The organism is Janthinobacterium sp. BHSEK (assembly GCF_056174685.1).
Genome location: NZ_JBWBYV010000048.1, coordinates 12,854 through 35,610, shown reverse-complemented (window position 1 = coordinate 35,610; position 22,757 = coordinate 12,854). Strand labels below are relative to the sequence as shown.

The following is a 22,757-nucleotide window of genomic DNA, read 5'->3' as shown; positions in this document are numbered from 1 at the left end:
TGCATGAATCAATACCAAAAAGAGACTGGCCCAGCCAGTTCTTCACATCCTCTCGAATTTAATATTTTCTCAATATCAAATTATTAGTGCAGGATAGCAATATTTATTGAAAAATCAAAATTGGCGGGGCAATACAAGGCTCTGCGGGGCAGGTATCTCGCACGGTGCTTGGCCTGCGGAACTTGCGGATGATGTCGAATCTTGAAGGGAAAATCTTGGTGCGGCTGGCGGGGATCGAACCCACGACCCTTGGCTTCGGAGGCCAATACTCTATCCACTGAGCTACAGCCGCGTAGGGGGAATTTCTGAAGTGATGCGAAGGATACCGTTTTTCTTTACCTACGTCTACGGAAACTGTCGTATCGCTGGCAATTGCATGTCACTGCTCAATTTTTGTGCCTATAATTGTGGGTTTCATAAAGGTTTACATACAAGCATGTAAAAATGCTACCTTACACGGCCATCAGTTTCAAATCTGGACTAAGGACATCATGAGCGACGCACATAACGAACAACAATCAGCGATCAAAACGCCTAAACAATTGCTTGCCGCCGTAGCGGGCTTCTTCCTCGTCACCGTCATCGGCATCATCCTGCTGGTGCAGTTCGTCACGGCGCAAAAACTGACGGGCGCCGGCACGGACAGCCAGTCGCCCGAAGCCATCGATGCCCGCTTGAGCCCGGTGGCCAATGAAGGCTTTACCTTCAAGGATGCCAGCGGCCCGAAAGTGCTGCAAAGCGGCGAAGCCGTCTACACGGCCACCTGCGTGGCTTGCCATGGCGCCGGCGTGGCCGGTGCGCCGAAGTTTGGCGACGCGGCCGGCTGGTCGGCACGCCTGGCCCAGGGCTACGATACGGTCCTGAAACACGCCATCGAAGGCTTGCGCGCGATGCCTGCCAAGGGCGGCAATCCCGACCTCGACGATGTGGAAGTGGCGCGCGCCGTGGTCTATATCGCCAACGCGTCGGGCGGCAAGTTCAAGGAACCGGAAGTGCCGGCACCGGCCGCAGCCGCTGACGGCGCCAGCGCACCAGCCGCCGAGCCTGCCAAGTAAGCAGCGCAGCACCCGTATCGAGGAACCGCCCGCAGGGGCGGTTTTTTTTGGCCCGACGTTTGCGTTACATCAGGCCGTAAAAAAGCCGCCCGGCTTGCGCGGGGCGGCTGGCAACTTATGCCTTGAACTAAGTAACCCCCAATAAATTATTGTGATTTCTGACTTCTATAACCGGCGCTCTGCAAGGTGGCCGACGAGGCTTGCTCGCTGCTAGCAGTGCTCGCACTGCGTCGCAGTGAGCGCCTTGCATAGCATCCGGTTCTATTCGTCATAAATTCACACTAATTTCCCGAGGATTACTTAGCGTCTTACCACATGATGACGCGGTCTTTCGGTGGCAGATACATCTTGTCACCCGGTTTCACGTCAAAGGCTTGATAGAAACCTGGCTGGTTGCGCATGGTGCCGTTGGCGCGGAACTGGCCTGGCGAATGCGGGTCCGTCTTCAACAAGACCAGTTGCTGCGCTTCACGCATCTTCATGCGCCATACCTGGGCAAAGCCCGCATAGAAACGCTGCTCGCCCGTGAAACCGTCGATGACGGGAGCTTGCTTGCCGTTCAGCGACAATTTATACGCCTTGTAGGCGATCGCCACGCCGGAATTGTCGGCGATGTTCTCGCCCAGGGTCAGCTCGCCGTTGACGAAGTGGCCTTTGACGGGGCTGAAGCTGTTGTACTGCGCCACCAGCTGCTTGGTTTTCTTGGCGAAGTTTTTATGGTCGGCCTTGGTCCACCAGTCGCGCAGATTGCCGTCGCCGTCGTACTGGGCGCCCTGGTCGTCGAAGCCGTGGCTGATTTCATGGCCGATCACGCCGCCGATGGCGCCGTAGTTGACGGCGTCGTCCGCCTTGGCGTCAAAGAACGGCGCTTGCAGGATGGCAGCCGGGAAGACGATTTCGTTCAGTTCCGGGTTGTAATAGGCGTTCACGGTCTGCGGCGTCATGCCCCACTCGTCGCGGTCGATGGGCTGGCCCAGCTTGTTCAATTCGCGGTTGTAATTGAGCAGGTGCGAACGCTGGATGTTGCCGATCAAATCGTCGGGCGCCACCGTCAGGCCAGAGTAATCGCGCCATTTGTTCGGGTAGCCGATCTTGGTGGTGAACTTGGCCAGCTTGATTTGCGCCTGTTTCTTGGTGACAGGACTCATCCAGTCGAGCTTGTCGATGCTTTGCTTGTAGGCCGTCATCAGGTTTTTCACCAGCGCTTCCATGCGCACCTTGCGCTCGGCCGGGAAATACTGCTCGACGTACAGCTGGCCCACGGCTTCGCCCAGCGCGCCTTCGACGGCGCCCACGCCGCGTTTCCAGCGCGGACGCATTTCCGTCACGCCAGTCAGGGTGGTGCCATAGAAGGCGAAGTTTTCATCGACATACGCTTTCGGCAGGTAGCCGGCGTTGGCGTGCAGCAAGTGCCACTGGAAATAGGCTTTCCACGTTTCCAGCGGCGTCCTGTTGGCGATCTCGGCAAAGCCTTTCAGGTAGCTGGGCTGGCTGACGATCACATAATTGACCTTGCCGGCGATGCCCGTGTCCTTCAGGTAGCGGGCCCAGTCATAGCCTGGCGCCACGCTGGCCAGTTTCGCCAGTTCCACCTTGTTGTAGGTCTTGACGGGATCGCGGTTCTGCACATTGCTCCATTGGGCCTTGGCCAGCTCCGTTTCCAGCGCGAGGATGGCTTTCGCGTTCGCGGCCGCGTTCGCATCGCCCGCCAGGCTGAGCATTTTTTCCACATGGGCCAGGTATTTGGCGCGCGTGTCGGCCTTGCCCTCTTCCAGATAGTAATCGCGGTCAGGCAAGCCCAGGCCGCTTTGCACGATGTCGGCCACGTATTTGGTGGAATCCTTGGCATCCTGGTGGATGCCGAAATCGTACGGCGAGGTCACGCCCAGCTTGCTGAAGTGGGCGATCACGGCTGGCAATTCCGCCTTGTCCTGCAGCGCGGCGATCTTCGCCAGTTCCGCGTTCAAGGGCGTCAGGCCCAGGCTTTCCAGCTTGGCTTCGTCCATGAAGCTGTTATAGAAATCGCCGATCTTCTGGGCGTTCGAGCCGGCCGCGCGGGCCTTGTCGGCGGCAGCGCCTTCGACGATGCCGCGCAGCTGCGTTTGCGTATCGTCGGCCAGCTTGGCAAAGCTGCCCCAGCTCGACTTGTCAGCAGGAATCACGGTTTCCGCCAGCCATTTGCCATTCAAGTGCTGGAACAGGTCGTCCTGCGCGCGCACGGCAGGGTCGACGTATTCGATGGCGATGCCGGAGGTCAGCGCGGCCGATGCGGCGGCCGTGGCGGGAGCGGCAGCAGCTTTCTTGGCCGCATCAGCGGCGCCAGCCATGCCGGACACGCCGGCCAGCAAACTCAGGGTCAATGCACTTAACAAATAACGATTCACGGTTGTCCTCTATATTATATTGTGTGGAAACATAAGGGGCAGAAGGCCCAGGGCTTCTGGCCCGGTTTTTGACTGTAGCATACCGGCCGAAATGACAGAAAGAACTTTGGCCAGAATGCAAAAAAGACCACGCAAGTGGTCTTTTTTGTTGTTACAGTCGTACGTTTTTTACGCCGACGTGCACGCGCTTACCAGATGATCACGCGGTTTTCCGGGGCAACATACATCTTGTCGCCCGGTTTCACGCCAAACGCTTCATAGAAGCCAGGCTGGTTGACCATGGTGCCATTCGCGCGGTACTGGCCAGGCGAATGCGGGTCGGTCTTGATCTGCACGATCTGCTGCGCTTCGCGCATCTTGCTGCGCCACACCTGGCCAAAGCCCATGTAGAAGCGCTGGTCGCCCGTCAGGCCGTCCAGCACGGGCGCCGGCTTGCCGCCCAGCGAGATCTTGTACGCTTTATACGCAATCGCCACGCCCGAGTTGTCGGCAATGTTTTCGCCCAGGGTCAGCGCGCCGTTGACGTGGTAGCCCGGCAACGGGCTGTAGCCGTCGTACTGCTTGGTCAGCGCGTCGGCCTTGGCGGCGAAGTTCTTGCGGTCGGCCGGGGTCCACCAGTCGCGCAGGTTGCCGTCGCCATCGGACTGGCTGCCCTTGTCGTCGAAGCCGTGGCTGATTTCATGGCCGATGACGGCGCCGATGGCGCCATAGTTGACGGCGTCGTCCGCGTTGGCATCAAAAAACGGCGGCTGCAGGATGGAGGCGGGGAAGACGATTTCATTCATCGTCGAGCTGTAATAGGCGTTCACCGTTTGCGGTGTCATGCCCCACTCTTCGCGGTCGATCGGCTTGCCCAGCTTGGCCACCTGGCGCGCGGAACCGAAGTTGGCGGCGCGCATCATGTTGCCCACCAGGTCGCCCTGGACGATCTGCAACTTCGTGTAATCGCGCCATTTGTTCGGATACGCGATCTTCGGCGTGAACTTGGCCAGCTTGGCTTGCGCTTCCTTCTTGGTCTCCGGGCTCATCCAGTCCAGGGTGTCGATGCTGTCCTTGTAGGCGGCCAGCACGTTTTTCACCAGTTCCTGCATGTGGGCCTTGCGCTCCGCCGGGAAATATTGCGCGACATACAGCTTACCGACGGCTTCGCCCAGCACGCCTTCGACGGCGCCCACGCCACGCTTCCAGCGCGGCTGGTTTTCCGTCACGCCGCTCAGTACCGTGCCGTAGAAGGCAAAGCTCTCGTCAACGAAGTTTTTCGACAGGTAGCTGGCGTAGCTGCGCAGCAACTGCCATTCGAAGTACGCTTTCAGGGTGTCCAGGTCGGCGGATGCCAGCACCTTGTTGTAGCCGGCCAGGTAGCTCGGCTGGTTGACGATGACGTAATCGACCTTGTTGGCGATGCCCAGGGCGGCCAGGCCGGACTTCAGATCGTAGCCCGGGGTCAGGTCGTTCAGTTTATTGATGTCGGTCTTGTTGTAGCGCTTGACGGGGTCGCGGTTCTCGACCTTGGTCCATTGCACTTCGGCCAGCGATGTTTCCAGGGCAACAACAGCCTTGGCGCGGGCGGCGGCGTTCTTGTCGCCCGCCATGGCCAGCATTTTTTCCACGTGCGCCTGGTATTTTTCCTTGACGCCAGCCTGCTTGGCTTCCAGGTAGTAGTCGCGGTCGGGCATGCCCAGGCCGCTTTGGCTCACATACGCCGCATATTTGGTCGAGGCACGCGCATCCTGGCCCACGTAGACGGCGTACGGAGTCGACACGCCCGTCTGGCTGAGGTGGGCGATCAGGGCGGGCACGCCCTTCTTGTCGCGCAGCGAGCGGATGCGGTTCAGTTCGCCGGCCAGCGGCTTCGTGCCCAGCGCTTCGAGCTTGGCTTCATCCATGTAGCTGGCGTACAGGTCGGCAATCTTCTGCGCTTCGGAACCGGCCTTCTTGTTCTTGTCCTGTTGCGTGGCGTCGATGATGCCGCGCAACTGTGGCGTCGTGTCGTCGCGCAGCTTGGCGAACGAACCCCAGCTCGACTTGTCGGCCGGAATCTCGGCCGTGGCCAGCCACTTGCCGTTCAAATGGGTGAAGAAGTCGTCCTGCACGCGCACGGCGGGGTCGATGTACTGCACGTCGATGCCTGAAACGACGCCAGCGGCGGCAGGCGCCACGGTCGGTGCGGCCACGGCGGATACGGGTTCGGCAGCATGGGCAAACGCAGCCAACAGGGTCAGGGTCAGACTGCTTAAGAGATAGCGATTCACGAATTGTCCTTATGGGGCATGTCAAAAAGACCGGGCAGATAGCTGCGGGCGGATAGCCCGCCGCGCCGGGCGCTACGGGAATGTAGCACGCGACCATGCCTTTTGGCCATCATTGGCCCGGGAACTGCCCGGGAATCGCCGCTCAGTTCGGCCAGGCTCAAGGGACTTTCATTATCCAGTCCAGCGCGCATGGCGTGGGCTGGAAAAGCACATGCAGCGCTTATCCATACAGATACAGCAGGTCGTCGATCAGCGCCCGCTCCTGTTGCGTGAACTGCGTGTCGTTGAACTGTCCGATATCTTCGAGCACACCTCGAATCGGCACTTGCCGTGACGGATCCTGAACGATGTCGATCAGCAGGCCCGCATCAGGATTCCGCCCCCGCAGATACTTTTCAATCAGCGCTGTGAGCGCGGCACGTGCCTGCAAATCAGTTAACATTTTTTATCCGCGGCCAAGGAAGAAGCGCCAGTCTAAATGAGCCTGAAGCCGCCGACAAAAAAAAGCCTGCGTCCGCGGACGCAGGCAAAACCACTTCGGGTCGAGAATGCGAGTCCACTATAGGGCCGCCGCACACGCTTTTTTTCGACTCTTACAAATGCTTACTCCCTTCAAGAGGAACTATACATCGCATACAAAACCGCAACATATGGCAAGCTGACAGCCCCGTTTTCGCGCGTAGACTGGCCCCAGGCACGCTTTTTCCACGGCCGGCCCACGCCGGCAGAGATTCAGGTCTATACTTTCAACACAGCGCCGCTCCACGGGGACTGGCGCTTGTGCAAGACACGCTAGCTGCAAAGGTGCAATGATGGGCAAACTCAAAAATACCGGCTTGATCGGCCTGGGCGTGGTGGCCGGCGTCGCCGTGTCGCTGCAATTTTCCGCCATGGCGCAAAAAACCGTCGAGCCGCCCCTGCCGCTGGCAGAACTGCGCCAGCTGGCCGATGTGTTTGGCCTGATCAAGTCCGATTACGTCGAGCCCGTCGAAGACAAGAAACTGCTGGAAGACGCCATTTCCGGCATGGTTGCCTCGCTCGACCCCCATTCCGCCTACCTCGACAAGAAAGCCTACGCCGAGCTGCGCGAAGGCTCCGAAGGCAAGTTTGTCGGCCTGGGCATTGAAATCGGCCTGAGCGAAGATGGCTACATCAAGATCGTCTCGCCCATCGAGGATTCGCCCGCCTACCGCGCCGGCATCAAGGCCGGCGATCTGATCACCCGCCTCGATGGCCAGCCCGTGAAGGGCGTCAGCCTGGACGACAACGTCAAGCGCATGCGCGGCGAACCGGGCACCAAGGTGTCGCTGACCATTGCCCGCAAGGATGAACCGCAGCCGCTGGCGTTCACCATCACGCGCGAGGAAATCCATCAGAAGAGCGTGAAGGCGAAGATGGTCGAGCCCGGCTACGCCTGGCTGCGCGTGTCGCAATTCCAGGAACCGACCGTCGACGACATGGCCGCGCAGATCACGGCCCTGTACCAGCAGGACCCGAACATCAAGGGCATGGTGCTGGACCTGCGCAACGATCCGGGCGGCGTGCTGCAGGGCGCCATCGGCGTCTCGGCCGCCTTCCTGCCGAAGGATGCGGCCATCGTCTCGACCAACGGCCAGCTGCCGGACTCGAAACAGGTGTTCTACGGCCGGGCCGAATACTATACCTTCCGCTCGGAAGGCGATGCGCTGGCGAAATTGCCGGCCGCCATCAAGAAAGTGCCGCTGGTGGTGCTCGTCAACACGGGTTCGGCTTCGGCCTCGGAAATCGTCGCCGGCGCCCTGCAGGACTACAAGCGCGCCACCATCATCGGCACGCAAACCTTCGGCAAGGGTTCCGTGCAAACCATCCGCCAGCTGACCGCCGATACGGCCGTCAAGCTGACGACGGCCCGCTACTACACGCCGAACGGCCGTTCGATCCAGGCCAAGGGCATCGTGCCCGACCTGCTGGTCGACGAGAATGCGGACGGCGACGGCTTGAACGGCTTGCGCATCCGCGAAGCGGACCTGACCAAGCACCTGAGCAACGACCGCGACCAAGAAAGTGCCAAGGCCGCGCCCGTCAACGACGAGATGGAAGAGCAATTGCGCATCATCGCCCTGGAAAAGACCCGCAAGCCGCTGGAATTCGGCAGCCAGGACGATTTTCAATTGCATCAGGCGCTGAACCACCTGAAGGGCTTGCCGGTGCAGCTGGCCAAGGCCGAACCGGTGGTGGTGCAGGCCGACGTCAAGAAAGAACAGAAGAAGTAAGCAGCAGCGCCAGCAGCACAGAGGGGGGCGCCATGCCCCCCCCCCGATCAGCCGTCCACGCGACAAAAATCAATCTTCCGCCACACTTCCCCCTCCCCCGCAACACGAAACTCTCTACAGTCGAGCCCGTTTGTGTAAAATTTGCTTCACTTATCGGCGCCGCGCCGATTGCCAAATTTGAAAGTTTAACCATGAAACAAGTCGTCATCAGCGGTACCGGACTGTACACGCCGCCCTTTTCGATCTCCAACGAAGAGCTGGTCACCTGCTTCAATGCCTACGCAGAAAAGTTCAATGCCGATAACGCCGACGCGATCGCCGCGGGCGAGGTGACGGCGCTGGAACTGTCGAGCGTGGCCTTCATCGAAAAGGCGTCCGGCATCAAGTCGCGCTTCGTGATGGAAAAGGAAGGCATCCTCGATCCGGCCCGCATGGTCTCGCGCATTGCGGAGCGGGGCGATGACGAACTGTCCCTGCAGGCGGAAATGGCCGTCGCCGCCGCCAAAGACGCCCTGGCGCGCGCCGGCCGCACGCCGGCCGACATCGACATGGTACTGGTGGCCTGCAGCAACATGCAGCGCGCCTACCCGGCCATGGCCGTGGAAGTGCAGGATGCGCTCGGTATCGATGGTTATGGTTTTGACATGAACGTGGCGTGCTCGTCAGCCACCTTCGGCATCCAGCAAGCCGTGGCCGCCGTGCAAAGCGGCCAGGCGCGCGCCGTGCTGGTGTTGAATCCCGAAATCACCAGCGGCCACCTGAACTGGCGCGACCGCGACAGCCATTTCATTTTCGGCGACGCCTGCACGGCCATCATCGTCGAAGCGAAAGACACGGCCGTCTCTACGCACCAGTTCGAAATCATCGGCACGGAACTGAAAACGCGCTTCTCTAACGCCATCCGCAACAATTTCGGCTTCCTCAACCGTTTTGACGAGTCCGGCGTGGGCAAGGCCGACAAATTGTTCCGCCAGCAAGGCCGCAAGGTCTTCAAGGAAGTGTGCCCGATGGCCGCCGAAATGATCAAGGCGACCCTGGCCAAGGCCGGCGTGGAAGTGGCGCAAGTGAGCCGCTACTGGCTGCACCAGGCCAACCTGAACATGAACCTGCTGATCGCGCGCCTGATCCTGGGCCGCGACGCGGAAGCGAACGAAGCGCCCGTGATCCTCGACACCTATGCCAACACCTCGTCGGCCGGCTCGATCATTGCATTCCATAAATATCAGGATGACATGGCGGCAGGCGCCATGGGCGTCATCTGCTCGTTCGGCGCCGGCTATTCCATCGGCTGCGTGGTCGTGCGCAAGGTGTAGGCGCCTGGCAGGTAAAGCGCCTGATTGCTTGAATTAGGCGCAGATCCCAGTGGATGGCATGCGTTCCCGGCCAGCTGGACGAAGATATAGCACAGGTTTTTTGCAATAAAGCCGCAGGAAATTTTCCGGCAGGGGCTTTGATGCGTTTATACTTACCCGCTGAGCAACATCTTTTTCCATCGCCATAAGGAACCCCACACGCATGCCCCATGACATCAGTCTGATCACCACCATCGCCGCCGCCCTCGGGTTCGGCCTCATCTTCGGCTTCATCGCCGCGCGCCTGAAACTGCCGGCCCTGGTCGGCTATCTGGCCGCCGGCATCATCATCGGACCGGCCACGCCCGGTTTTGTGGCGGATGCGGAAATAGCGGGACAATTGGCGGAAATCGGGGTGATGCTGATGATGTTCGGTGTCGGCCTGCACTTTTCCATCGAAGATTTGTGGGACGTGCGCAAGATTGCGCTGCCTGGCGCCATCCTGCAGATCGGCGTCGCCACGGCGATGGGCATGGGCCTGGCCCACTGGTGGGGCTGGACCCTCGGTGGCGGCCTGATCTTTGGCCTGGCCCTGTCCGTGGCCAGTACCGTGGTGCTGCTGCGCGCGCTGGAAGAACGGGGCATCCTCGATTCGCTCAACGGCCGCATCGCCGTCGGCTGGCTGGTGGTGGAAGACCTCGTCACCGTCTTGGTCCTCGTGCTGCTGCCGGCGTTCGCCAGTGTGCTGGGCGGCAAGGTCGCGCCCGATGCCGAGGCCGTCAGCCTGTGGCAAACCCTGGCCATTACCCTGGGGCAAGTGGCCGGCTTCATCGTCTTCATGCTGGTCGTCGGCCGCAAGCTGTTCCCGTGGATACTGTGGCAAGTGGCGCGCACCGGTTCGCGCGAACTGTTCACCCTGTGCGTGATCGCCGCCGCCGTCGGCATCGCCTACGCCTCGACCAAGCTGTTCGGCGTGTCGTTCGCGCTGGGCGCCTTCTTCGCCGGCATGGTGCTGCGCGAATCCGAACTCAGCCACCGCGCCGCGGAAGAGTCCCTGCCCCTGCGCGACGCGTTCGCCGTGCTGTTCTTCGTGTCCGTCGGCATGCTGTTCGAGCCGACCATCCTCATCGACAAGCCCCTGCAAGTGCTGGCCGTGTGCGCCATCATTATCTTCGGCAAGTCGATTGCCGCCTTCCTGCTGGTGATGGCGCTGCGCTATCCGCCGAAGACGGCCATCATCGTCTCGGCCAGCCTGGCGCAGATCGGCGAATTCTCGTTCATCCTGGCCGCGCTGGGCCTGTCGCTGGGCCTGATGCCGCAGGAAGGGCAAAGCCTGATCCTGGCCGGCGCCATCCTGTCGATCGCCCTCAACCCGCTCGTCTTCAGCATGGCCAAGCCGCTGCTGCGCGTGATCGGCAACAGCGACTTCGCGCGCAAGTTCGAACGCACCACGGACCCGCTGGCCGAGCTGCCGATGACGGTGCCGCAGGAAAAGCTGTCGGGCCAGATCGTCCTCGTCGGCTACGGCCGCGTGGGCCGGCGCATCGCCGCCGCCCTGATGGAGCGGGGCATCCACTTTGTCGTGGCCGAGGAAAACCGCGAAATCGTCGACCAGCTGCGCAAGCAGGGCATCCCGGCCGTGGCCGGCAATGCGGGCGAGCCGGCCGTGCTGATCCAGGCGCACATCACGCACGCCACCATGCTCGTCATCGCCACGCCGGACACCTTCCACGTGCGTGCCATGATCGAGACGGCGCGCGCGCTGAACCCCGCCATCCTGACGGTGGTACGCACGCACAGCGAGGAAGAGGCGGAATTGCTGCGCGCGGAAAACGCCGGCAAGGTGTTTATCGGCGAGCACGAACTGGCGAATGGCATGGCCGAGCACGTGCTGCAGAGTTTTGAGACGGCGAAGAAGGGCCACGGCGCGCACTAAGCCAGCGCCAGCGCTCTTTCCGCCCAGCAAGCCTGCCCGCTTACCAGCCGGCAGGCTTTTTTTTTACAGGCTGGCGGCCAGTTCCGCGCCTTCGCGGATGGCCCGCTTGGCGTCGAGTTCCGCCGCCAGCGCGGCGCCGCCGATCTTGTGGAAACGGGGGCCGCCCGACGCAAGCGACTTGCCATCCTTGCCGACGGGCGGCATGAGTTCCGTCAAGCTGTCCTGGCCCGCGCAGATGATCACGTTATCCACCGCCAGCAGGCGCTGCTCGCCGCCCACCGTGATGTGCAAGCCCTGGTCGTCGATCCTGTCGTAGGTGACGCCGGCCAGCATGGCCACGCCGTTGCGCGCCAGCGCCGCCCGGTGCACCCAGCCCGAGGTCTTGCCCAGTCCCGCGCCCACTTTCGACGTCTTGCGCTGCAGCAGGAAGATCTGCCGCACGGGATGCGGCGCGGCGGGCGGCACCAGGCCGCCGCCCGTCGCCGCGTTCAAGTCCACGCCCCACTCGCCCGCCCACGTCGCCACCGGTTGCGGCAGCGGGTGCGCCGGGTCATGCAGCAGATACTCTCCCACGTCGAAACCGATGCCGCCCGCGCCGATGATGGCCACGCGCGCGCCCACGGGCTTCTTCGCTTGCAGCACGTCCAGGTAGGACAGCACGGTCGGGTGGTCGATGCCGGGAATGGCCGGCAGGCGCACCTTGATGCCGGTGGCGACGATGACGTCGTCGTAGCCGCCGGCCAGCAATTGCTCGCGCGTGACGCGCTGGCCCAGACGCAGCTTGACTTCCAGCAGCGCCAGCCGGCGCGCAAAATAGCGGATGGTTTCCGTGAATTCTTCCTTGCCCGGTATCTGCATGGCCACCTTGAACTGGCCGCCGACGCTGTCGCTGCTGTCGAACAGCGTCACCTCGTGCCCGCATTCGGCCGCCACGCAGGCGGCGGACAGGCCGGCCGGCCCGGCGCCGACGACGGCCACGCGGCGCGGCACGGCCTTTTTCGCGTACACGAGTTCCGTTTCATGGCAGGCGCGCGGGTTGACCAGGCAACTGGCGCGCTTGTTGGCGAAGGTGTGGTCGAGGCAGGCCTGGTTGCAGCCGATGCAGGTGTTGATCTCGTCCGCGCGGCCCGCTGCCGCCTTGGCGACAAAATCAGGGTCGGCCAGGAAGGGGCGCGCCATCGACACCAGGTCGCAGTCGCCCCGCTCCAGGATGGCATTGGCCTCGTGCGGCATGTTGATGCGGTTCGACGCCACCACGGGAATCGTGACTTCGCGGCGCAGCCGGCCCGCCACGCTGGCAAACGCGGCGCGCGGTACCGAGGTGACGATGGTGGGGACCCTTGCCTCATGCCAGCCGAAGCCCGTATTCAGAATGGTCACGCCCGCCTGTTCCAGCGCCTTGGCCACCGTCACCACGTCGTCCCAGGTATTGCCGCCCTCGACCAGGTCGAGCAGGGAATGGCGGTACATGATGATGAAGTTGGGGCCGACGGCGGCGCGGATGCGGCGCACGATCTCCACGGGCAGGCGCATGCGGTTCTCGATCGTGCCGCCCCAGCGGTCCTGGCGCAGATTCGTGCGCGCGCACAGGAACTGGTTCAGCAGATAGCCTTCGCTGCCCATCACTTCGATGCCGTCGTAGCCCGCCTTTTGCGCCAGGCGCGCGCAGCGCACGTAGTCGCAGATGGTGCGCTCTATGCCACGCTCGCTCAAGGGACGGGGGCGGAACGGCGAGATCGGCGATTTCTTGGCCGACGCCGAAACGACGAACGGCTGGTAGCCGTAGCGACCCGCATGCAGGATCTGCATGACGATCTTGCCGCCCTCCTCGTGCACGGCACGCGTCACCTTGCGGTGGTTGGGCACGTCGCCAAGGAAATTCAAGGTGCCGCCGAACGGCAGCAGCCAGCCTTGCCGGTTCGGCGAGATGCCACCCGTGACGATCAGGCCCACGCCGCCGCGCGCCCGTTCGCGGTAAAACGCGGCGAGCTTGCCATAATGATAAAAACGGTCTTCCAGGCCCGTGTGCATGGATCCCATGATGACGCGGTTGCGCAAGGTGGTAAAACCCAGGTCGAGCGGGGCCAGCAGATGGGGATAGGCAGTCATGGTGATCGGTCCGGTAAGGTGGTTGCAGGCCGTACGGTAGCAAGCATTGCCGCTTGCCGCAGCGACTTTCTCTAGACCGGGAGTTCTAAATCGCCCCGCGCGCCGACCGGCGATGCGTACAGCTTGTGCCGGGCGGTACTTTCCCGTAGGCTAGGTGGCATGAAGCGACTCCTCCTCTGCCTGCTGATGCTGTGCGCCGTCCCCGCCACCGCGCTGGCGCAGGCGATACGCCTGGACAAGCTGAAGGTCGACGTCCGGCGCATCGAGGTCGGCGGGCAGCGCATGTATGAAGTCGATGCCAGCGGCAGCGTGCTGGCGCCGCCGGCCTCCGTGTGGAAGACCCTGACCACCTACGAGCGCATGAGTGAATTCGTGCCCGACCTCAGTTCCTGCCGCGTGCTGTCGCGCAATGGCAATGAAGTCATCATCGAGCAACAGGGCATGGCGCGCTTCCTGTTCATGAACCATGCGATCCACCTGGTGGTGCGGGCCACGGAAACGCCGTTCACGGCCATCGACATCGCCCTGATCTCGGGCGACATGCGGCATTACGAATCGCGCTGGCAACTGTCTCCCGTGCCCGAGACGGGCGGCACGCGCATCGTCTTTTCCAGCCGGCTGATGCCGGGCTTCTATGTGCCCGGCATGCTGGGCACGACCATGATACGCGGCGATATCGAACGCATGATGGCGGCCGTGCTGGCCCGCATCGACAGCCAGTACGCGGACAAGGCCGGATAACCCAGGCCAGGCGCCTTACGCCAAATACGTGTCGCGGTCGCGGATTTCCGCGAAGTTTTCCAGGCTGCCCAGCTTCACCGTGACGGGGTTCAGGCTGGCCTGCGGCTGCATCGAGCGCCAGGCGAACAGCCATTCCTGCTCGGGCGCCTCGGCGCGCGTCTTGGTGAAGGCGGCGCCCAGGGCGGCGCGCTGGCCGTATTCGACCAGGCCATCGATGCCTGCCCAGCTGGGCAAGGTGCGCTGCACGGCGCGGTGCAGGCGTTCGCCGAATTCTTCCGTATTGTGGATGATCAGACAGGCGTCGGCCGGGGCGAACAGGTCGAATAGTTGCTTGTCCCACACTTGCGAAAAGCTCAGGGTCAGGCAGTTGCCCGCCGGCGCCAGGCGGAACTGGCCCAGGCTCAGCGCCAGCTCGAGTTCGCTGCGCTGGCCGTAGCGGTGCAGGGTGGGGGGACGTTTGTAATCGTGCATGCTGGACTCGTTCTTCAATAGTAGGGTAGACCGGCGCGCCGCCTAGCGGGGCGGGCGGATATGGCGCCGGATGCGCTGGGCCGTGGCGGCCAAGTAAATTTCGCGCAGTAAATAAATAAAACAGCCGATCAGGCAAATCACGGCCAGCACAAAGAAGGCCGCGATGTATTTGTCCAGGGTCAGGTTCAGAATATCGCCCAAAAACAGCATGGCGATGATGACGCAGACGAAGAAACCGCACGCCGTGCTCAGCGAAATCGAATAATTGATCAGATGGGTGCGCCGATACAGCGTATCTAGCTCATCCATATAGAAATCGTTGTAGCCGATGTCGAGCCGGTCTTCCAGCACGCGCGTGCGGTCGATGATGCGGCCCAGGCGGTTGGTCAGCACCACCAGCATGGTGCCGATACCGGTCAGCAGGAAAACCGGCGCAATCGCCAGCTGGATGATATGGCCGATGTCGCCGATCTGTATGTTCATGGATAAAAAGTCGTGGGTTCACACCGGCGCCCGACCGTGGCGCCAGCACAGGCCATAGTGTAGCAGGTGGCGCACGCCGGCTGGCCGCTTTGCCAACCGGCGCGTTGCAAGGTCATGCGAAGCCGCGCCCCGGTACGAAGCGCTCGGTGGCGCGCACCAGCGCCGAAGCGATGCCGTGCTCGAGCGCGCCATGGCCCGCGTCCGGGATCATCTCCAGCTGGGAACCAGGCCAGGCTTGCTGCAGGCGGTAGGCGGACAGCGGCGGGCAGATGGCGTCGTAGCGGCCCTGCACGATAACGGCCGGCAAATGCGCGATGCGCCCCATGTTGCGGATCAGCTGGTCTTCCTCGAAGAAGCCGAGATTGGCCATGTAATGCGATTCGAGCCGGCCCACGCCCAGGTCCAGCGCATCGTTCGGCGCATCTTCCGGCTGCGGCATCAGGTACACGCGGCGGCCCTCGAAGCGGCTCCAGGCGCGCGCCGCCGGCCAGTACACGGCGGGGTCGCTGCTGAGAATGCGCTTCACATAGGCGGCCAGCAGGTCGCCCCGTTCCTCGAGCGGAATGAGGGCGGCGAATTCCGCGTACAGTTCCGGATAGAACCAGCGCACGCCTTCGATGAACCAGTCGATTTCCGCCTGCGTACACAGGAAAATGCCGCGCAGCACGAAACCGAGGCAAGCCGCCGGATGCGCCTGGCCATACGCCAGCGCCAGGGTCGAGCCCCACGAGCCGCCAAACACCAGCCATTGGGCGATACCGAACTGGGCGCGCAAGCGTTCGATGTCCTCGATCAGCAGCTGCGTCGTGTTGTTGCGCCATTCGCCCAGCGGCGTGGACTTGCCGGCGCCGCGCTGGTCGAACAGGATCACGCGGTAACGCTGCGGATCGAAGAAGCGGCGGTGCTGCGGCGACAGGCCCGCGCCGGGCCCGCCATGCAGGAACAGCACGGGAATGCCGTCGGGGTTGCCGCACTCTTCCCAGTAAATGGTGTGGATGTCATCGACGGCCAGCATGCCGTGCCGGTTCGGCATCAGGGCGGGAAACAGGGGGGACAAAGAATCGGGCATGGCGGTCCTTGGAATGGCGGTCAGGGCGCCAGGCACGATTCCTGGCAACTGTTCCAATTATAGTGCGCCGCCGCCGGCTCAGGCCAACAGCAGGGGCAGGCGGTTCGACGACTTGATTTCGCGCATCGACAGGCTGGACTGGATTTCCGCCACGCCGGGCAGGCGGCGCAGCACGGTCGAGACGAATTCGCCATACGCTTCCAGGTCGCGCGCCACCACTTGCAGGAAATAATCGGCTTCGCCCGCCACATTGTGGCACGACAAGATCTCGGGAATGGTCGCGATGGCTTGCTCGAACTGCGACGGCTGCTCGCCGCCATGGTTGGCGAACACGACCCGTACGAACGCAACCAGGCCGATACCCAGCTTCTTGCGGTTGAGCAAAGCCTGGTAGCCGGTGATAAACCCTTCCTCTTCCAGGCGGCGCAGACGGCGCCAGACGGGGGTTTCGCTCAGTTTCAAGCGCTCGGCCAGGCGCGCATTCGACAGCCGTCCTTCATCCTGCAACAGCCTGAGTATCTGCAAATCGGTGGCGTCGAGGCTAACTTCTGAAATTTTCATCTAATTTTTGTTTTTATACGAGTGGAATCTACCCAAATACTAGGGCATGCAGGGCAGGAAAAGCAAGCACATTTCATCGCGACAAGAACATAATGGGGCCCGGCGAGCAGGCTGCAGCGTGCGCATGCTCCCGCTTTCTTTTCGACTGAGCCATGTCCGATTCTACCTTCCTGATGTACCTGCTGGCACTGGCCGGCGCCTTTTTATTGCCGGGACCCGACATGGCGCTGGTGCTGGCGACGGGCGCCGCGCGCGGCGTGGCCACGGCGCTGGTGACGGCCGTGGGCATCGCCGGCGCGCGCGCCGTGCACGTGGCGCTGTCGGGCGCGGGCCTGGCGGCGTTGATGGTGACGCATCCGCAAGCCTTGCAGTGGGTCAAATGGGCGGGCGCCGCCTACCTGCTGTACCTGGCGCTGCGCCTGCTGCAATCGGCCCTGTCCACCAAAACGGTCCAGGAAACGGCCGCCCCCGCCACGGCGCACAACGCCCGCGCCAGCCTGGTGCGCGGCTTCCTGACGAATCTGCTCAATCCGAAGGCACTGCTGTTTTGCAGCATGTTCCTGCCGCAGTTCGTCGCCGGCGGCGACAGCGTCGGCCTGCAATACCTGCGCCTGGGCGCCATCCTGGTGCTGGTGGGCCTGCTGTTCGACGCCATCTACGCCGTGCTGGCCGCCCGTCTGGCGCGCCGCCTGCGCGGCAAACCTTCGCCTTACGGCAAGTTCGTGCTGCCCACCGTCTTCGTCTTGCTGGCCGGACGGCTGGTGCTGGGCTGATCTGTCAGCGGCGGCGCGCCGCCGGCAAAGAAGGCGGGGTCATCGCGCAGCAGGTTGCGTTCCAGGTCGTTGACCTTGCGAAACTGCCGCAAGGCCGGCGCCATGGCCCTCCCCGCATCCCAGCTGCGCCAGGCATTGGCCGCATCGAACTGCGCCAGCAAGGCGTCGCCCAGGTCCTGGTACACGGCCGCCATCTGCGGTTTTGCCTGCAGCACTTGCAGATACAAGGCCGTCGCTTGCGGCCACTGCCCCAGCTTGGCGCGCAAATTCCCTTCGAACAAGGCCAAGACGGGCTGCGCCAGCCCCGTTTGCTTTCTCAACTCCTGCACGCTGGCCAGCGCGGCCGCGATACCCTCCTGGTCCTTGGCCAGCAATCCCCGCGTCAAATCATGGATGGGTTCGCATTCCTGCATGGCCAGTATCTGCTGGGGCGACAGCTTGTCGACCAGTTCGCCCGTGGAAAAATGATCTTCCAGCATGGTCAAGAAAGCCTCGAAGGGCTGGTCTGCGGCAAAGAGTTTTTCCGCCTCGGCCCGCAACGCAGGGTGGGCCTGGGGTCCCGGCGGCGGCAGCAGCAGCGCCTGCGCCAGCACGCGCTCGAGCGGGGGCGCATCGGCCGCCAGCGGACGGGGCCGGTAGGCGGCCAGGGAATACGTGGAGGGCGCACCCGCCGTCATGGCGCTGATGCGGAACTGCCGCGTCAGCGTGCCGCCCACCTCCTGGTAGTGCAAGGTGAAGTCGGCGGGAATGCGCTTGCCATCGGCCAGCATCTTCAGCAGCAGCGGGTGGCCGCCCCAGGTGTAGCGCAGGTACTGGGCAAAGACCGTGGTATCGTCGCCGCTGACGGGGCTGCCGGCTATCCCCAGGCGCAGCAGGGGCTGCCCGTCAAGCGACCACAGCACCGCGCCGTCGAGCACTTGGGGCACGAGCGCGCCATGCCGCTTGCCAGCGAGCACGGACAGCGCTTGCTCTTCATACACGGACGGCGTGACGTGGGCTTGCAAGCCGCCCGCCTCAAGCACGCCAGCCATGCCCTTGCGGTGGCCGATCTCGATACGGCGCAAGCCCGCCACGTCGAACAGCGAATACGTGTCGTAGGTGGCGGCCGCCATATCGATGACGTGCCGGCGGCGCGTGGCGAAATCGAGCACGGACAAGCGCTTGCCATCGCGTACGCTCAGGTAATGCGGGCCCAGCACGACGTCGCTTTCCTGAATATCGCGCGCCGGCAAGCTGGTTTTCGCGCCGGGCTGGTTGACACGCTCGGTAACCACCGTGACATGGAATGCGACGCTGGCCTGGGCCACGCTGGCGCCCAGAAGAAGGATGGCGGCCACGCTGGCGCGGCGCAAGGCGGGAACAAGAGTCATGGAGGATGATGCGTTGAAGAAACGCTGATTCTAAGGCAAATCCGGCGCCCCTCTTGTTTTGCTGGCAAGCATAAAAAAAGACAGCCGCAGCTGTCTTTTCTGTTGTACCTCAATACCGGTTACGACATGTGCTGGCCGCCGTTGATCGAGATATTCGCGCCCGTGACGAACGCTGCCTCATCGGAAGCCAGGTAGGCGACCAGGCCGGCCACTTCTTCCGGCTTGCCCAGGCGCGCCATCGGAATTTGCGGGATGATTTTGCTGTCGAGCACTTCCTGCGGAATCGCCATGACCATCTTGGTGCCGATGTAGCCTGGCGAGATGGTGTTGACGGTGACGTTCTTGCGCGCCACTTCCAGCGCCAGGGACTTGGTGAAGCCATGCATGCCCGCTTTCGCGGCCGCATAGTTGGTCTGGCCGAAAGCACCCTTCTGACCGTTCACGGACGAGATATTGATGATGCGGCCCCAGCCGCGTTCCACCATGCCGTCGCAGACGGGCTTGGTCATGTTGAAGACGGAATCGAGGTTGGTGCTCATCACGGCATCCCAGTTCGTCTTGTCCATCTTCTTGAACGTCATGTCGCGCGTGATGCCGGCGTTATTCACCAGCACGTCGACAGGACCGATTTCCGCTTCCACGGCCGCCACGCAGGCCGCGGCCGAATCGTAGTCGGCCACATCGCACGGATACGCCTTGAAGTCGTAGCCCATGTCCTTGGTCGTCGCCAGCCATTCCGCGACCTTCGGATTACCCGGGGAATAGGTCGTCACCACGCGATAGCCGAGCGCCGCCAGCTTGAAACAGACCGCTTCGCCCAAACCGCCCATGCCACCAGTTACCAATGCAACTCTTGCCATTTTCATCCCCTCAGTGTCGTTCTATTGCTAAAAAGTTAATAATTTAGTTGAAGCGATCCATACCGCCGATCCATCCAGCGGCCGATTACATCGAACCTGACCGTAGCGAGCGGCAGCGAGTTGTGGCTAAGAAGCACAACCGTGCTTCCAGCACGGCGAGCATCGCAGGCCGCAAATCGCGACGCGCAGTAGGTCAAGTTCGATTGTCCACCACTAGTCGCGTTCGATCGCCAGAGCCACGCCCATGCCGCCGCCGATGCACAGCGCGGCCAGGCCTTTCTTGGCGTCGCGGCGTATCATTTCGTGGATCAGGGTGACCAGGATGCGCGCGCCCGAGGCGCCGATCGGGTGGCCGATGGCGATCGCGCCGCCGTTCACGTTGATCTTGCTGGTATCCCAGCCCATTTCCTTGTTGACGGCAATCGCTTGCGCGGCAAACGCTTCGTTGATTTCCATCAAGTCCAGCTCTTCATGCGTCCAGCCGGCCTTTTTCAGGCACAGACGCGAGGCAGAGACGGGACCCATGCCCATGACGGCCGGGTCCAGGCCCGACGAGGCGTAGGCCTTGATGCGCGCCAGCGGCTTCAAGCCCAGTTCCTTCGCTTGCGAGGCCGACATCATGATCACGGCGGCGGCGCCATCGTTCAGGCCGGAAGCATTGCCGGCCGTGACGGTGCCGTCCTTGGCGAACGCGGGGCGCAGGCCGGCCAGCGATTCCAGGGTCGAGCCGGGCTTGATGTATTCATCGCTGTCGAAGACGACGGTGCCTTTTTTGTTGGCGATTTCCAGCGGCAGGATTTCATCCTTGAACTTGCCCGCCTTTTGCGCCGCTTCCGCCTTCAGTTGCGACTGCAACGCGAATTCATCCTGCTCGGCGCGCGTCACTTCGTATTTCTTGGCGACGTTTTCCGCCGTGATGCCCATGTGGTACTGGTTGTACACATCCCACAGGCCGTCGACGATCATGGTGTCGATCATCTTGAAGTCGCCCATGCGGAAACCGTCGCGCGAACCGTTCATCGCGTGCGGCGAGGCGCTCATGTTTTCCTGGCCGCCGGCGATGATGATGTTGGCGTCGCCGCACTTGATCGCTTGCGCCGCCAGGTGCGTGGCCTTCAGGCCGCTGCCGCACACCTTGTTGATGGTAAAAGCGGGAATGCTGCTCGGCAAGCCAGCCTTGATGACGGCCTGGCGCGCGGCGTTCTGGCCGACGGCGGCCGTCAGCACCTGGCCCAGGATCGCTTCGCCGATCAGGTTCGGGTCGATGCCGGTTTGTGCCAGCAAGCCCTTGATTACATGCGCGCCCAGTTCGGACGCAGGAATCTTGGCCAGACTGCCACCGAATTTGCCGACTGCGGTACGGCCGGCGGCCACGATTACGACATCATCCATTTATTTCTCCGATATGCAGGCCACGAGGGCCAAGGTCAAGGTGCTAATAGAATCCAATTGGAATCCAGTGAATCCGGGAAGACGCAGCAAGCTGCGTTTCATTCTAGCGCGGCATGCGCCGCAGTTCCAGCGCCGCACCGCAGGCGGCGACGATGACGGCCTGCTTGCGGTGGCGGCGGGCAACCTGGCGCGGCGGATAGCCGCTGCCGGGCCGCAACACGCTTAGGCCTGGCGCGCAGGATGCGTGTTTTTATTTTTATCATACCCTTCATCGGCGCCGCCGAAAGTGGTTTTTAGAAAATTATTGAAGGGAATAATCAGGGGCACGGGCGTTTGCTTTACCACCTGCAACAGCTCGCCAAATTTTTGCCGCGATGCAGCAAACTCACCCTTTGTCACGGTGTCGAATTTCTCCTGGGTTTCTTGGGCAACATCCTTTGCCTGGCGGCCATATGCACCGATGCGTTCGATGGCCAGTTGCGACTGCGTGCGCGACAGCTGCAGCAGCGCTTGCGGATCCTTCACGGACAGCAGCTGATTGCCCGCTACCGTAGCGGCGGCCAGCGCCGCGCGGGCCGCGTCGAGCTGCAAGTCCAGCACGCTGGCGCCGCTGTCGACGGCAGCCTGGGCATACGCTTGCGCGCTGATCAATTGCGCTTCCACCACGGCCTTGCCAGCCAGTGCCCATTGTTCGGAAAATGAAAACATGTCGTTCCTCCCCAAAGAGTAGGCGACGCCATGTTGCGCCGCACAGTACTCAACTGTAAGCGGTGGTTCATTACTGAACCTTGATATTTATCAAGCTTTGCTGTTGGTTTGTTTCCAATTCAACGTTGATCAGGACAACAACTTGATACCGTCGAGCGAGGCCGCGCACTGCTCGCGTATCACGCTGACGAAATCGCGCACGTACGCCTTGTCCTGCAACGGCTCCGGCACGGACACGTACAAATCGCTCCACAAGCCATGCTCGCCCACCGGGCGCGCCACCACATAATCGTAATCGACGTAATTCTTGATGGCCCAGTTCGGCAAGGCGGCGATGCCGCGCCGGCTCGCCACCAGTTGCAGCACGGCCACCGTCAGTTCGGCCGTGCGGCGCTCGAAGACGATGCCGGCCGGCTTCAATACTTCGCGGATCAGGTCGATGCGCTCTTCCGGCACGGGATAGGTGATCAGGGTCTCGCCCGTAAAGTCGGCCGCCATCAGCCGGCGCTGCGCCTGCAGCCGGTGCTTCTGCGCCATCACCACCAGCATTTCAAAGCGGAACAGGGGAAACACGGTGAAGTCGGGACCGTACGGCGAGCCGATCACGAGATCCGCCTCGCCCGAGCGCAGCAAGTCCGCCGGCTCGCTGTGAAAGCCGGAGACAAGATCGATCTCCACTTCCGGCCAGCGCTGGCGGAACGCATCCATCACGGGCATGAGCCAGTCGAAACAGGTATGGCACTCGAGCGCCACGCGCAGCTGCCCCTTGTCGCCCTGCGACAAACGCGCCACGTCGCGCTCGGCCAACTCGATCTCGGGCAGCAGCTTGTCGGCCAGGGCCAGGAGCCGGCTGCCCGTGGCCGTAAACGCGATCGGCATCGACTTGCGCTCGAACAAGGGTGCGTTATAGCGCTCTTCCAGCAAACGGATCTGGTGCGACAGCGCCGACTGGGTCAGATTCAGCAATTGCGCGGCGCGCACCAGGCTGCCGGAGGAGCGCAGCGCACTCAGGGTGCGCAGGTGGCGGATTTCTAGCATCGGGAAAATGA

At 62.5% G+C, this 22,757-nt stretch carries 19 protein-coding genes and 1 tRNA gene; 6 read left to right on the top strand and 14 right to left on the bottom strand.

The window, feature by feature from the left end; translation table 11 throughout:
* Positions 1-216 precede the first annotated feature (216 nt).
* Positions 217-292 (bottom strand) — tRNA-Arg (locus AC0V2Y_RS17220).
* 199 nt (positions 293-491) lie between these two features.
* Here AC0V2Y_RS17220 and AC0V2Y_RS17215 point away from each other — a divergent pair.
* On the top strand, positions 492-1,055 hold the full coding sequence (locus tag AC0V2Y_RS17215; RefSeq protein WP_475418172.1) for a c-type cytochrome: 564 nt from the start codon (positions 492-494) through the stop codon (positions 1,053-1,055).
* Between the two features lie 308 nt (positions 1,056-1,363).
* Here the strand turns inward: AC0V2Y_RS17215 and AC0V2Y_RS17210 are convergent, their stop codons facing one another.
* The 3 genes from AC0V2Y_RS17210 to AC0V2Y_RS17200 all read right to left on the bottom strand — a co-directional run bounded on the left by AC0V2Y_RS17210 (position 1,364) and on the right by AC0V2Y_RS17200 (position 6,133).
* Positions 1,364-3,439, bottom strand: a complete 2,076-nt coding sequence (locus tag AC0V2Y_RS17210) for a M13 family metallopeptidase (RefSeq protein ID WP_475416968.1) — start codon at positions 3,437-3,439, stop codon at positions 1,364-1,366.
* A 188-nt stretch (positions 3,440-3,627) separates the two neighbouring features.
* On the bottom strand, positions 3,628-5,691 hold the full coding sequence (locus AC0V2Y_RS17205) for a M13 family metallopeptidase (protein ID WP_475416967.1): 2,064 nt from the start codon (positions 5,689-5,691) through the stop codon (positions 3,628-3,630).
* Positions 5,692-5,911: 220 nt separating this feature from the next.
* A complete protein-coding gene (locus tag AC0V2Y_RS17200; RefSeq protein ID WP_475416966.1) occupies positions 5,912-6,133 on the bottom strand; it encodes a hypothetical protein in 222 nt (73 codons plus the stop codon).
* A 367-nt stretch (positions 6,134-6,500) separates the two neighbouring features.
* On the opposite strand from AC0V2Y_RS17200, the gene AC0V2Y_RS17195 reads away from it, so the two are divergent.
* From AC0V2Y_RS17195 to AC0V2Y_RS17185, 3 genes are all read left to right on the top strand, one after another.
* Positions 6,501-7,943: a S41 family peptidase gene (locus AC0V2Y_RS17195; protein WP_475416965.1), complete on the top strand. Its 1,443-nt coding sequence runs from the start codon at positions 6,501-6,503 to the stop codon at positions 7,941-7,943.
* Positions 7,944-8,134: 191 nt separating this feature from the next.
* On the top strand, positions 8,135-9,256 hold the full coding sequence (locus AC0V2Y_RS17190; protein ID WP_475416964.1) for a beta-ketoacyl-ACP synthase III: 1,122 nt from the start codon (positions 8,135-8,137) through the stop codon (positions 9,254-9,256).
* A gap of 202 nt (positions 9,257-9,458) precedes the next feature.
* Positions 9,459-11,171, top strand: a complete 1,713-nt coding sequence (locus AC0V2Y_RS17185; protein ID WP_475416963.1) for a cation:proton antiporter domain-containing protein — start codon at positions 9,459-9,461, stop codon at positions 11,169-11,171.
* Positions 11,172-11,234: 63 nt separating this feature from the next.
* Here the strand turns inward: AC0V2Y_RS17185 and AC0V2Y_RS17180 are convergent, their stop codons facing one another.
* The gene (locus tag AC0V2Y_RS17180) at positions 11,235-13,280 is read right to left on the bottom strand and encodes an oxidoreductase (protein ID WP_475416962.1); all 2,046 of its coding nucleotides are present in this window, start codon (positions 13,278-13,280) and stop codon (positions 11,235-11,237) included.
* Positions 13,281-13,439: 159 nt separating this feature from the next.
* Between AC0V2Y_RS17180 and AC0V2Y_RS17175 the strand changes: the two genes are divergently transcribed.
* Positions 13,440-14,021: an SRPBCC family protein gene (locus AC0V2Y_RS17175; protein WP_475416961.1), complete on the top strand. Its 582-nt coding sequence runs from the start codon at positions 13,440-13,442 to the stop codon at positions 14,019-14,021.
* Positions 14,022-14,036: 15 nt separating this feature from the next.
* Here the strand turns inward: AC0V2Y_RS17175 and AC0V2Y_RS17170 are convergent, their stop codons facing one another.
* From AC0V2Y_RS17170 to AC0V2Y_RS17155, 4 genes are all read right to left on the bottom strand, one after another.
* The gene (locus tag AC0V2Y_RS17170; protein ID WP_034752899.1) at positions 14,037-14,492 is read right to left on the bottom strand and encodes a hypothetical protein; all 456 of its coding nucleotides are present in this window, start codon (positions 14,490-14,492) and stop codon (positions 14,037-14,039) included.
* Between the two features lie 42 nt (positions 14,493-14,534).
* Positions 14,535-14,975 carry a DUF2721 domain-containing protein gene (locus AC0V2Y_RS17165; protein ID WP_034783716.1) on the bottom strand — a complete coding sequence of 147 codons (441 nt, stop codon included), beginning with the start codon at positions 14,973-14,975 and terminating at the stop codon, positions 14,535-14,537.
* A 112-nt stretch (positions 14,976-15,087) separates the two neighbouring features.
* On the bottom strand, positions 15,088-16,044 hold the full coding sequence (gene pip / locus AC0V2Y_RS17160; protein WP_475416960.1) for a prolyl aminopeptidase: 957 nt from the start codon (positions 16,042-16,044) through the stop codon (positions 15,088-15,090).
* 78 nt (positions 16,045-16,122) lie between these two features.
* Positions 16,123-16,605 (bottom strand): Lrp/AsnC family transcriptional regulator, encoded by a 483-nt coding sequence (locus AC0V2Y_RS17155; protein WP_034752896.1) that lies wholly within the window; start codon positions 16,603-16,605, stop codon positions 16,123-16,125.
* A 152-nt stretch (positions 16,606-16,757) separates the two neighbouring features.
* Here AC0V2Y_RS17155 and AC0V2Y_RS17150 point away from each other — a divergent pair, with 152 nt between their 5' ends.
* On the top strand, positions 16,758-17,378 hold the full coding sequence (locus AC0V2Y_RS17150; protein ID WP_475416959.1) for a LysE family translocator: 621 nt from the start codon (positions 16,758-16,760) through the stop codon (positions 17,376-17,378).
* Here AC0V2Y_RS17150 and AC0V2Y_RS17145 read toward each other — a convergent pair.
* The 5 genes from AC0V2Y_RS17145 to AC0V2Y_RS17125 all read right to left on the bottom strand — a co-directional run bounded on the left by AC0V2Y_RS17145 (position 17,315) and on the right by AC0V2Y_RS17125 (position 22,746).
* Entirely contained in the window at positions 17,315-18,748 is a 1,434-nt protein-coding gene (locus AC0V2Y_RS17145) for a hypothetical protein (protein WP_475416958.1), read from the bottom strand. The two genes, AC0V2Y_RS17150 and AC0V2Y_RS17145, sit on opposite strands and share 64 nt — an antisense overlap.
* A 119-nt stretch (positions 18,749-18,867) precedes the next feature.
* Positions 18,868-19,608 carry an acetoacetyl-CoA reductase gene (gene phbB / locus AC0V2Y_RS17140; RefSeq protein WP_086137253.1) on the bottom strand — a complete coding sequence of 247 codons (741 nt, stop codon included), beginning with the start codon at positions 19,606-19,608 and terminating at the stop codon, positions 18,868-18,870.
* A gap of 213 nt (positions 19,609-19,821) precedes the next feature.
* Positions 19,822-21,000 (bottom strand): acetyl-CoA C-acetyltransferase, encoded by a 1,179-nt coding sequence (locus tag AC0V2Y_RS17135; RefSeq protein WP_034783723.1) that lies wholly within the window; start codon positions 20,998-21,000, stop codon positions 19,822-19,824.
* A gap of 222 nt (positions 21,001-21,222) precedes the next feature.
* Positions 21,223-21,708 (bottom strand): phasin family protein, encoded by a 486-nt coding sequence (locus tag AC0V2Y_RS17130; RefSeq protein ID WP_475416957.1) that lies wholly within the window; start codon positions 21,706-21,708, stop codon positions 21,223-21,225.
* A 129-nt stretch (positions 21,709-21,837) separates the two neighbouring features.
* Entirely contained in the window at positions 21,838-22,746 is a 909-nt protein-coding gene (locus AC0V2Y_RS17125; protein WP_475416956.1) for a LysR substrate-binding domain-containing protein, read from the bottom strand.
* Between the last annotated feature and the right edge of the window lie 11 nt (positions 22,747-22,757).